The following is an 11,886-nucleotide window of genomic DNA, read 5'->3' as shown; positions in this document are numbered from 1 at the left end:
GGTAAAATGAAATATAGGGTGGCAGTCTTAGGAGCTGGCTCATGGGGGACAGCTCTTGCGCAAGTTCTTGCTGAAAATGGACATGATGTTCGCCTATGGGGACATCGTCAATCGCAAATAGACGAGATCAACCAACAACACACCAATCAAAAATATTTACCCGACTATCATTTGTCAACGTCAATCCGTGGTTTTAGTGAGTTGGAACAGGCAGTTCAAGATATTGATGCCTTGTTATTCGTGATTCCGACACGAGCCATTCGCTCTGTAGCACAAGAGGTGGTCACTAAATTGAATACCAAGCCTGTAATCATCCACGCAAGCAAGGGTCTAGAACAGGAAACACACAAACGGATCTCAGAAATTCTTTTAGAAGAGATCCCGAGTGACAAACGTCAATCCATTGCTGTTTTATCTGGTCCGAGTCACGCAGAAGAAGTAGCAAATCATGACATTACTACGATCACAGCTGCTAGCACAGATCAAAAAACAGCTTCCTTTGTCCAAAAGTTATTCATGAATCATTATTTTAGGATTTATACCAATCCTGATGTGATTGGGGTTGAAATGGGGGCTGCATTGAAAAATATTATTGCTCTTGGTGCAGGAGCAATCCACGGATTAGGTTTTGGGGATAATGCAAAAGCTGCTATTATGACTAGAGGTTTAGCTGAAATCAGTCGTTTAGGTGTTGCCATGGGTGCCAACCCATTGACTTTTATTGGTCTTAGTGGTGTGGGCGATTTGATCGTTACTTGTACTAGTATCCATTCGCGAAATTGGCGAGCGGGCAATTTGTTAGGTAAAGGGCATGAACTGTCAGAAGTATTGGAAAATATGGGGATGGTTGTGGAAGGTGTCCATACGACAAAAGCCGCAAAAGAACTTGCTCAGCAAGTAGGTGTAGACATGCCAATCACTCAAACAATTTATGAAGTACTTTATGAAAATAAAAATGTACAAATTGCGGCAAGAGAAATCATGTTGCGAGATGGAAAAAAAGAAAATGAATTTTCACGATTAATTTTTTAGAGGAGAGATGACAAATGAAAGTAAAAAAGGCAGTTATTCCAGCAGCAGGTTTAGGAACAAGATTTTTACCTGCAACAAAAGCGATGGCAAAAGAAATGCTTCCAATCGTTGACAAACCAACGATTCAATTTATCGTAGAAGAAGCACTTAAATCAGGGATCGAAGACATTTTGATCGTCACTGGGAAAGCAAAACGACCAATCGAAGACCATTTTGATTCAAATATCGAGTTAGAAACGAATTTGAGTGAAAAAGGGAAAACAGAATTATTGAAGTTGGTTGAAGAAACAACTGATGTAAATCTACACTTCATTCGTCAATCTCATCCAAAAGGGTTAGGACATGCTGTATTACAAGCCCGTGCTTTTATCGGTAATGAACCTTTTGTTGTGATGTTAGGTGATGATATCATGGAAGATGAAGTACCTTTGACACAACAATTGATTGATGACTATGAGCGGACACATGCATCAACGATCGCAGTGATGGAAGTGCCACAAAAAGATACGTCTAAATACGGAATTATTAATCCTGGTGAAGAATTAGAAGAAGGATTGTTCAATGTTAAAAACTTCGTTGAAAAACCAGACCCAAGTAAAGCACCAAGTAATTTAGCTATTATTGGACGCTATTTATTAACTCCTGAAATCTTTGATGTTTTGGCAGAACAACAACCAGGTGCTGGGAATGAGATCCAACTGACAGATGCGATTGATACATTGAATAAAACACAACGAGTATTTGCTCGTAACTTTACAGGCAAACGCTATGATGTTGGTGACAAGTTTGGTTTCATGAAAACCAGTATCGAATACGGCTTGACTCATCCAGAAGTCGGCGAACCATTAAAAGAATATATCAAAGAGCTAGGGAAACAATTAGAAGCTGATCAAACGATGGTACCAAAAAAAGACAACAAAAAAATTGAATCAAAAGATGAACTGAAAAAATAAATTTTTTAGCAATGAAAGCTTCAACTGCTCTTATCCAAAAAAAGTAGTTGAAGCTTTGCTATTTTTTATTTGTTTAAAAAATGCGAAAATGCTATGCTTATAGAAAGAGTATCAGAAGGGAGTTCGAGTATGACAGGCGGAGAAATTGCTGGGCTGATTGCGGCCATCGCATTTGCAGTCCTCGTTGTTTTTATCATAAGAGTATTGTTACAATTATCAAAAACATTAGAAAAAGTGGATCAAACAGTGGCAGAAGCAAATACGACGATTGAAGTCGTCACCAAAGATGTCGATCTTTTGTCAAGGCAGGTGGAAGGTTTACTAGTCAAAAGTAATGAATTGCTTTTAGACATCAATGGGAAAGTAGAAACGATTGATCCATTATTTACAGCTATCGCGGATTTAAGTGAAAGCGTGTCAGAATTGAATACATCAAGTAAAAATATCGTAACCAAAGTTGGTGGGATTGGGCGTACAACAGCTAAAGCTACCGTGACTGGAAAAGTTGGTGGCACAGCTTTAAAGTTTTTCAAAAATAAAAAACATACAGAAAAGACTGGAGGAATTTAATTATGGCAAAAAAAGGTGGATTTTTACTAGGAGCAGTTATTGGTGGGACAGCAGCGGCAGTCGCAGCATTATTATTAGCACCAAAGTCAGGAAAAGAACTACGCGATGAACTTGCTGCACAAGCAGATGATTTACTTGATATGGCTTCAGACTACACGGATATGGCAAAAGAAAAATCAGCGACATTAACAGACATCGCAAAAGAAAAAGCGCAAGATCTATCCCAACAAGCTGGTGACTTAGCTGGTAGCGTGAAAAATAAAGTCAATCATTCTGCAAATGATGTCGAAGATGAGTCTGAAGACATTTTATTAACATTAAAAGAACAATCAGAAGATCTTTCTCATCGCTTCAAGAAATCAGCAGATGAGCTTAAAAAGCCAGTCGGACAAATGAATGAAACAGTTAAAGATGCATCTGAAGATATGATGATCAATGCGAAAGATGCTGCAGGTGAAGCTGGACAAACAGTCAAAGAAGGCATTGCTGAAGCAAAACCAGTCGCAAAAGATGCGCAAGCAATGGCAGATATGGCTAAAGAAGATGTCAAAGCTAAAAAAGAAGATTTAAAAGATACATTTACTGACAATGGAAAATAGGCAATTTCTATTTTTTGTAAATAATCAATAGATGCTATCTCGATTTTGGTTAATCGAACGGAACAAGTGATGAATATCAAAGCTAGCGAAGTTTCCTAGCTTTGATATTTTTTTGTTTGGATAATTACTAGAATAATACATAATGTAAAGGTCTAATTTGCGTAATCACTTGATAGCATGCTTATCACCATGAGAGTGAAGACACTATAAAAGAACCAGAATGATCAGAAGAATTCGTAAAATCTATTGGTCACCAGAGCTCTTTGGTATGAATGGGCCAACAACGATTAGTGAGGTTGAAGATAAGAAAAAAATGAGTCTAGGACTAACAGTCGCCCTAGACTCATTAATAGATGTAGAAGTGATCCACGGCGTTCAAGAAGCAACTCCTCAACAATAAACGATAATTTTCTAAAATCAGAGAAGCTATTTTAAAAAATCATCGCTTATTCGTTCGGAGTTAACCGCTTCTTTCACAGCCTCTTGCTTAAACGGTGTTCAAGCATCAGCTCCTTGAAATAAGCCTGAATTTTTCAAAATAAGAGAAGCTATTTTAAAAAATTCTTTCTTATTGTCATCGGAGCTCCCCGCTTCTTTCACAACCTCTGATTCACGGTGTTCAAAGAGCTGATCTTCGGCGATAAGTCAAAAAATCTCAAAACATGGGAAGCTGTTTCGAGATTTTCATCCTTACTGCTCCTGCGATTACTCGTCGCAGTTTTTACTTGGTGAGCGCTCAGATCAAGTCGCTCTTCTCACAACCTTATTCAATAACCAATAATTCTTTTGGCGTAGTTGTAAATGGAATACAGCCGTCTTTTGTCACATAGACACAGTCTTCGATTCGAACACCTACTTGATCAGGGATATAGATTCCTGGTTCAAGGGAGAAGCACATGCCTTCTTCGATGACTAAATCATTACCTGCTACAAGGGAAGGAAATTCATGGACAGTGGTTCCGATTCCGTGACCTAGACGATGATTGAAGTATTCGCCATAGCCATAGCTATTGATTACATTTCTTGCAATTTGATCTAGTTCGGCAGACGTTACGCCGGGACGTACAGCTGCTTGGGCAGCTAATTGTGCCTCAAGTGTGATTTGATAAATTTTTTCCTGAAATTCAGTTGGTTTTTTATAGGCTACAGTTCGAGTAGCATCGCTGCAATAACCATCCCAAACAACACCTAAATCAAACAAAACAAGTTCATTAGGCGAAATTTTTGTGCTGCCTGGAGCACCATGGGGGCTTGCTGCGTTTTTACCAGCTAAAACGAGCGTGTCAAACGACATTTGCGAAACACCTTGTTTTTTTAGTTGGTATTCGATTTCTGCAATGATTGCTTGCTCAGTAACACCTTCTTTTACTGCCTTAAAGCCGATTTCAAAGGCAACATCTGCCCATTTACCAGCAGCAAGTAATTGGTCTTTTTCTTCCAGTGTTTTGATTAATTGGAGACGTTGAATGATTGCTGTTAAATCAGTAAAGTTGTCAGAACCAGTTAGAACATCTGAAATGGCATCGAAACGATCAACGGTTAACGCATTTTTTTCGATTCCGATATTTCCAGGCTGACCATAACGGTGACGAATTTCTTTCCCAATGATTTCCCAAGGATTTTCGCTGTCTAAATAGCCACGAACATCAAAAGACCATGCACTGTTTTGTGCATCTTCAACTTCTAAAGCCGGAGTGAATAAAAAAGGATCCTGTTCAAGTGGGATAAATAGTGCTAAGACACGTTCATGGGGTTCACTTTCGTATCCTGAAAAATAAGCGATGTGTCCTGGATCACTAATATAGGCAAGATCCACTTGATTTTGAGCCATCCATTTACGTAATTCGTTGATTTTTACGTTATTCATTTTGGCATCCTTCTTTCTAATTTATTGAATTATTAGATAATTGTACCACTTAATGTTTCAAAGACCAACGTATAAAAGTGAAAAAATGAATTATTTTCATGAAAGCGGTAGTAAAACGGTTGCAATTTTGAGTATTATTTGTTATCCTGTTTTAGAAATGTAAAGCGTATTTTCAGAAAACATATAAAAATGAACAGGAGAGCAAGAATGGAAAAGCAAACAATTACTATTTATGATGTAGCGAGAGAGGCAAATGTTTCGATGGCTACTGTTTCACGTGTCGTTAACGGGAATCCGAATGTCAAACCTGCGACTAGAAAAAAAGTGTTAGAAGTCATTGATCGATTGGACTATCGTCCGAATGCTGTTGCACGTGGGCTAGCAAGTAAGAAGACAACGACAGTAGGGGTAATCATTCCAGATGTCAGCAATATGTTTTTTGCTTCTTTAGCACGTGGGATCGATGATGTTGCTACAATGTACAAATACAACATCATTTTAGCAAATTCAGACGGCAATGATCAAAAAGAAGTGAATGTATTAAATAACTTGTTAGCAAAACAAGTAGATGGCGTGATCTTCATGGGACATCATATCACTGATGAAATCCGTGGTGAGTTTTCTCGATCTAAGACTCCTGTAGTATTGGCTGGCTCAATTGACCCTGATGAACAAGTTGGAAGTGTGAATATCGATTACACTTCAGCAACTAAGGATGCTGTCAATAAATTAGCTAAGAATGGCAATAAAAAAATTGCCTTTGTCAGTGGGGCATTGATTGATCCAATCAATGGTCAAAATCGCTTGAAAGGATATAAAGAAGCACTTAAAGAAAATAATTTACCTTACAGCGAAGGTTTGATCTTTGAAGCAGAGTATAACTTTAAAGACGGATTAACCCTAGTTGATCGCATTCATAACAGTGGCGCAACAGCTGTTTATGTTTCAGATGATGAATTAGCTATCGGTATTTTAGATGGTCTTTTAGATAAGGGTGTGAAAGTACCAGAAGAATTTGAGATCATTACAAGTAATAACTCATTGTTAACAGAAGTTGCACGTCCACGCCTAACAAGTATCACACAACCATTGTATGATTTAGGTGCCGTTTCAATGCGTCTATTAACAAAAATGATGAACAAAGAAGAAGTTGAAGAAAAAACAATTATCTTACCTTATGGAATTGAAGAAAAAGGATCGACGAAATAATAAGTGATTAACACTCCACTAGATGATGCTAGTGGAGTGTTTTTAACCTCTAAAAAGATTCAGTGATTGAAATAAGTAAACATTCGTTGAAGCTTTTAGCTAGTTAACAAGAACAACTATTTATTTTTTTGTAAAAATTTGGACAAATTTTAGCTTTTTATTCCGTATAATGAAATGGAATCTCTATCAGAAGAGAAAATCTAAAATGCCAGGAGTTACTGTATATGTCAGATTTTTATTTTGTAAAACTACGCCCTGAAGTTTACAATGATTTAATAACTTCAAAGGAAACTAAAAATAGGATATTAAATAAAGAAACAAGAATGTATCTTGCGTTCGAACAAAATGAAAGAAATTGGTATATTCCTTTTAAAGCTTATACAAGTACAAAACATCCAGATTCTGTATTTTTTTTGCCAATATTGGAGGAGGACCCTCATCTTGTTTCTCCGGGATTAGTTTTCTATCAGTCCTTAAATCTTTCCTCTTCAGATGTAATAGAAGTAAAGATAAAAAGTGAAGAGATAGCTGATTTATACCTACCGTTTATAGAAAAAAATTTGGAAAAAATTAAGGACGCTTTTTATCATTATCTAAGAGGATATTATAATCATTGTGTATACGATAAGAAGACCGGAACGCTTGAATTATTTCTAAAAGAAATAGAGGAAATATGCAATCTTAAGTTTAATGAGGGAATAAGTGATAAAAGTATACAAAATTTGAGCAAACGAGGTGATATAAAAGGGATTGAAGCATATCGAGAAAAACAACTTCCAAATTTTCTAGAAGAAGATTATTTTATTAAGTTTTTATCTGTTAAATCTCATATTCCTTGGCAAGATTCAAGCATAATCCAAATCTTGATCGCCCAAAAACCAGACGTCCAATTGGCTCTTCAGGCTTGGGAATGGAAGAAACTTGAAAAAAAACTAAATCTGTGTCCGGAATCCCTCCTTAGAGCATATACAGGAGAAGTTTTCAAAAAAAAAACAAACTCTAAACCAACAGATTATTTTCAAGTACAGGTTTTTGATGTTAGTGAATTAAAGGAAAATCAAGAAATACCTAGACCTGCTTACTACGTAGGAGATCAAACAGTTGATTCATTTCTCTATAAAATTTTATTCCAAAGTATCAGAGGACTTACAAGTAGGTCAATCGAGATACAATCGGGAATGAATGATAAAGAAAAATTGAGTATCTTATTGCGTTCAGCCATACATAAGAGAAGATGGACTAGTATCGGTGATCAAGACCATTTAGAATATTTTAAATCAGAAGCGGTCGGTTATACCTTAGCAAAACATTTAGGATTATCTACGGAGAGTTATTCTTTTGAATATCTTTCTACTTTGAGGCAGAATAAATTGTCTGAAACTACAATAGATAATATTTTAGAGAGCATTAGTTCAGAAGTAAATAAAACATATAATGACTTTAGAGAAAAATTTAATATTATTTTGAATAAAAGTAACGAAAAGAATAAAGTTACCCAACTTCAAAACAATCAATCTATAGAGATATTAGACCCCGTCAATAAAGGGAAAAAAAGACGTGAAGCTTTGATTGAAAATAGTAAAAAAAAGTTTAGCGACAAACGTTTGAAAGTAGGAGAAAAACAGCAGCGTGATCCACAAACTTGGACAGAAGTTAAAACTAAAAAGAGTAAAAGAATCCATCCGAATATATATGAGAGTAAAATACAAAATTCTGAAGGGCAAAATAGCGAAAATAATAGCGAGTATTGGTGGGAAATCGAAAGTAAACACGTGAGGAAAGTCAAAGAAGGGAACCACCAGCTATCAGGCGACTCTAAAGGATTGATTAGACCTGAAGTCAAAATATCCTTGGAAAAAGCTGAGGGTGCCAGCATAAAAAAAACTGAACTCTCGATGGATATTAAGGGAAATGAGCAACAGACAGTTCATATTAAAGGATCAAATGGTACTAAGCAACAAGAAGTTAAAGAGAGATCTTGGAAAGAGAACTCAAGCACAGAAAGAAACAATCAGCTAGATAATCTAGAGAAATACGGAGAAGCGAATCAACAATGGTTTGAGAAAGGAACTTTGGAAAAAGACACAAGTAAAGGAAGTAACACAAGTACTTCAGAAAATGTTGTTACCAATGATTTAAAGAGTTCTAAACTTAGAACTTTTGAAGGATCGATTATCCTTAAAGCCAAAGAAGGTGCAAGTCTACCTTTGAGTAAAGCTGAGGATACCAATCGAAATGAAGCTGAACATTCGACGACTATTAATAGAATTAACCCGCAGACAGAGCATCAAGAATCTTCTACCCCTAGAACCTTTGCAAGCTTGTTTGACATGAAAGCCAAAGAAGGTGAAAGCCTATCTTTGAAAAAAGCTGAGGATACCAACCGAACTGAATCTAAACTTTCGACGACTATTAATGGAAAAGATCAGCAGACAGATCATCAAACGGATCAAAATGAGCCGGAAGAAATGACTTGGGAAACAGTTACAAAAAAAGGAAGTAAAAAAAGCAACAAAAGCAACAAAAGCACTTTAGAAAAAGTAGATACTAACAGTCTAAATTCATTGACTACAGATAAATTCATTCCGCAATGGCAAAGGATAGCTCAGGAAAAAGCAAATAAAAACAATCGGCAGAAAAAAAATGGAGTATCCGGGCGTAGAACAGTGGCAAGATAAAAAAGCTTCTTTAAAACCATAACCAGATAAAAACGAGAGTGGGAAAATAGTCAGAAAAAAATCTGATTATTTCCCCATTTTTTTGATTTTAAGGTACATAAAAAGCACAACCTTGTATGATTAAAGTGCTTAAACAAAAATCAAAGGAGTGTGCTTTATGTTTAAAAATTATACCATCAGCCAAACAACTTTACCACGAAATGTAGAACATTAACTGTTACCACCTTTATGTGGATGAAAGACGGTTATATGCGAAATGGACAGCGCAAACCAGGTTATAATTTCCAAATCGCCAACGATTGAGAAAGAACTATTGTCCCACTCTCGTTTTAACTTCTAAAAAAGATTTAGTGATTGAAATAAGTAAACATTCGTTGAAGCTTTTAGCTAGTTAACAAGAACAACTATTTATTTTTTTTGTAAAAACTTGGACAAATTTTAGCTTTTTATTCCGTATAATGAAATGGAATCTCTATCAGAAGAGAAAATCTAAATTGTAAGGAGAAGTTATAAATGTCAGATATTTATTTTGTGAAACTGCTTCCTGATGTTTACGATGAGTTAAAAACTTCAAAGTACAAAGAAATAACATTAGAAAATTTAAATAGGACATATCTTGCATTGGAAAGAAATAGGAGAAATTGGTATATTCCTATTAAATCTTTTACAGAGAAAATTTTTACAGAGTTTGTATATCCATTGCCAGTAATGGAAGAGAAGTACAAGAACAATCGTCGCTGTACTCCAGGTTTTGTTTTTAATCATTCCTTGTATCTTGATTCTTCACTGGTAATAGTAACTAAGGATCCGGGAATGGAATTATATCGTCCGTTTATAGAAGAAAATAAAGAAAAGATCATAGAAAAATTTTATTATTTTGTAAGTATGGCACATCATATTAATGAACGTGGTAATAAGTTGGTTAACTCAATTGACTTATTTCCAGAAGGAGTTGAATATATACTAAATCTTAGGTTTAATGAGGGAATAGACGATAAAAGTATACAAAGCTTGAATAAACGGGGGGATAGGGAAGGGATTGAAACGTATCGAAAAAAACAACTTTCAACTTTTCTAGAAGAGGATAATTTTATTAAGTTTTTATCTGTTACAGCGCATCTTCCTTGGCAACACTCAAAAATAACCCAAAACCTGATCGCCCAAAAACCAGATGTCCAATTAGCTCTCGAGGCTCGGGAATGGAAGAAGCTAGAAAAAAAATTAAAACTGGGTCCAGACGCACTTTATAGAGACCATACAGAAGTACGTTTCGACAAAGAAACAAAAAGTAAACTAACAGCCTCTTTTCTAGTACAGGTTTTCGATGTTAGTGAATTAGCGGAAAAGCAAGAAATACCCAGACCAGCATACTATGTAGGGAATCAAACAGTTGATTCATTTCTCTACCAAATTTTGTTCCAAAGTATTAACCAATTTAAAAGTATGCCAATCGAGATTCAATCAGGGATGAATGATAAACAAACATTGAGTAACTTTATGCGTTCAGCCATACATAAGACAAGAGGGACTAGTACCGATTATCCAGACCAATTAGAATATTTTAAATCAGAAGCGATTGGTTATATCTTAGCAAAACATATAGGTTTACATACGGAGAGTTATTCTTTTGAATATCTTTCTACTTTGAAAAAAAGTGAATTGTCTGACAGTAAAATCGATGCTATTTTAGTTAGCATTAGTAGGAAAGTAAGTCAAATATATGGACGGTTTAGAGACAATTTTAACGATATTTTGAAAAAAAGCATGGAAAATGATACAGTCATCCAATTTCAAAACAATCAATCTATTGAGTTATTAGATCCTGTCAACAAATGGAGAAAAAGACGTGAAGCTTCAAATGAACGTAATCAAAAAAGGGTTGACAGCATACGTTTGGAAGAAGAGAAACAAAAACAGCATGACCCACAAGTATGGATAGAAGTACAAACGAACAGTAGCGAAAGAACCAATTGGAATAAAGATGAAAGTAAAATGCAAAGTCCTGAAGAGCCAAATAGAGAAAACAATAGCGATTATTGTAGGGAAATCGAAAGTAAGCAAGTGATGACTGTCAAAGAAGGGGATAACCAGCAATCAGGTGACTTTAAAGGAAAAGACAAAGATGATGTAAGCCTACCTTTAGAAAAAGCTGAGCCCTCGATGAATATCGATGGAAATGACCAACAGTCAGATAACCTAAAGAAATCAAGTGAAACGAACCCGCTGTGGTTTGAAATTGGGGTATGGGAACCAGTCATACATGAAAAAGAAAAAAGCAAACCTGCTACCAATGATCTAAATAGTTTTAACCCTAGCACCTTTAAAAACTTGACTGCTCCTAAATTCAAAGAAGGAACCAGCCTATATTTAGAAAAAGCTGAACCCTCGATGAATATCAATGGAAATGACCAACAGTCAGATAACCTAAAGAAATCAAGTGAAACGAACCCGCTGTGGTTTGAAATTGGGGTATGGGAACCAGTCATACATGAAAAAGAAAAAAGCAAACCTGCTACCAATGATCTAAATAGTTTTAACCCTAGCACCTTTAAAAACTTGACTGCTCCTAAATTCAAAGAAGGAACCAGCCTATATTTAGAAAAAGCTGAGCCCTCGATGAATATCAATGGAAATGACCAACAGTCAGATAACCTAAAGAAATCAAGTGAAACGAACCCGCTGTGGTTTGAAATTGGGGTATGGGAACCAGTCACATATGAAAAAGAAAAAAGCAAACCTGCTACCAATGATCTAAATCATTCTAAATATTCACCGACTACAGATAAAAATACTCATCAACAGCAAACAGTGGATCAAAAAAGGAATAAAGCAATGAACTTAGTCAAACAGCAAGAAAAAAAGCGTATGGGCGCTACTGAAAAATTAACAAGATAAAAACAGTCGCCATAATTGGCGACTGTTTTTTAGGTCCTTTGTCAAATAATGTTGGTGCGTTTCATCAATATTATTTGACAAAA

General features: G+C 35.8%; 9 protein-coding genes. 8 read left to right on the top strand and 1 reads right to left on the bottom strand.

The window, feature by feature from the left end:
* Positions 1–6: 6 nt before the first annotated feature.
* From AB5M32_RS04610 to AB5M32_RS04590, 5 genes are all read left to right on the top strand, one after another.
* On the top strand, positions 7–1,032 hold the full coding sequence (locus tag AB5M32_RS04610) for an NAD(P)H-dependent glycerol-3-phosphate dehydrogenase (RefSeq protein ID WP_081128057.1): 1,026 nt from the start codon (positions 7–9) through the stop codon (positions 1,030–1,032).
* Between the two features lie 14 nt (positions 1,033–1,046).
* On the top strand, positions 1,047–1,985 hold the full coding sequence (gene galU / locus AB5M32_RS04605) for a UTP--glucose-1-phosphate uridylyltransferase GalU (protein WP_010718553.1): 939 nt from the start codon (positions 1,047–1,049) through the stop codon (positions 1,983–1,985).
* 129 nt (positions 1,986–2,114) lie between these two features.
* Positions 2,115–2,555, top strand: coding sequence for a DUF948 domain-containing protein (locus AB5M32_RS04600; protein WP_178285822.1), 441 nt, complete (start codon positions 2,115–2,117; stop codon positions 2,553–2,555).
* 2 nt (positions 2,556–2,557) lie between these two features.
* Positions 2,558–3,154 (top strand): YtxH domain-containing protein, encoded by a 597-nt coding sequence (locus tag AB5M32_RS04595; RefSeq protein WP_034699167.1) that lies wholly within the window; start codon positions 2,558–2,560, stop codon positions 3,152–3,154.
* Positions 3,155–3,374: 220 nt separating this feature from the next.
* Positions 3,375–3,554, top strand: coding sequence for a hypothetical protein (locus AB5M32_RS04590; RefSeq protein WP_178285688.1), 180 nt, complete (start codon positions 3,375–3,377; stop codon positions 3,552–3,554).
* Positions 3,555–3,917: 363 nt separating this feature from the next.
* On the opposite strand, the gene AB5M32_RS04585 is transcribed toward AB5M32_RS04590, so the two are convergent.
* Positions 3,918–5,021: a M24 family metallopeptidase gene (locus AB5M32_RS04585; protein WP_368024348.1), complete on the bottom strand. Its 1,104-nt coding sequence runs from the start codon at positions 5,019–5,021 to the stop codon at positions 3,918–3,920.
* 207 nt (positions 5,022–5,228) lie between these two features.
* Here AB5M32_RS04585 and ccpA point away from each other — a divergent pair, with 207 nt between their 5' ends.
* From ccpA to AB5M32_RS04570, 3 genes are all read left to right on the top strand, one after another.
* Complete coding sequence (gene ccpA / locus AB5M32_RS04580) at positions 5,229–6,230, top strand: catabolite control protein A (RefSeq protein ID WP_010718548.1); 1,002 nt, start codon at positions 5,229–5,231, stop codon at positions 6,228–6,230.
* Between the two features lie 224 nt (positions 6,231–6,454).
* A complete protein-coding gene (locus tag AB5M32_RS04575) occupies positions 6,455–8,908 on the top strand; it encodes a hypothetical protein (RefSeq protein ID WP_178285826.1) in 2,454 nt (817 codons plus the stop codon).
* Positions 8,909–9,421: 513 nt separating this feature from the next.
* Complete coding sequence (locus tag AB5M32_RS04570) at positions 9,422–11,803, top strand: hypothetical protein (RefSeq protein ID WP_178285828.1); 2,382 nt, start codon at positions 9,422–9,424, stop codon at positions 11,801–11,803.
* Positions 11,804–11,886 lie beyond the last annotated feature (83 nt).

The sequence above is a fragment of the Enterococcus sp. C57 genome (assembly GCF_040887305.1).
GTDB lineage: Bacteria > Bacillota > Bacilli > Lactobacillales > Enterococcaceae > Enterococcus_B > Enterococcus_B hirae.
This window is presented reverse-complemented; position numbering and strand designations above follow the sequence as displayed.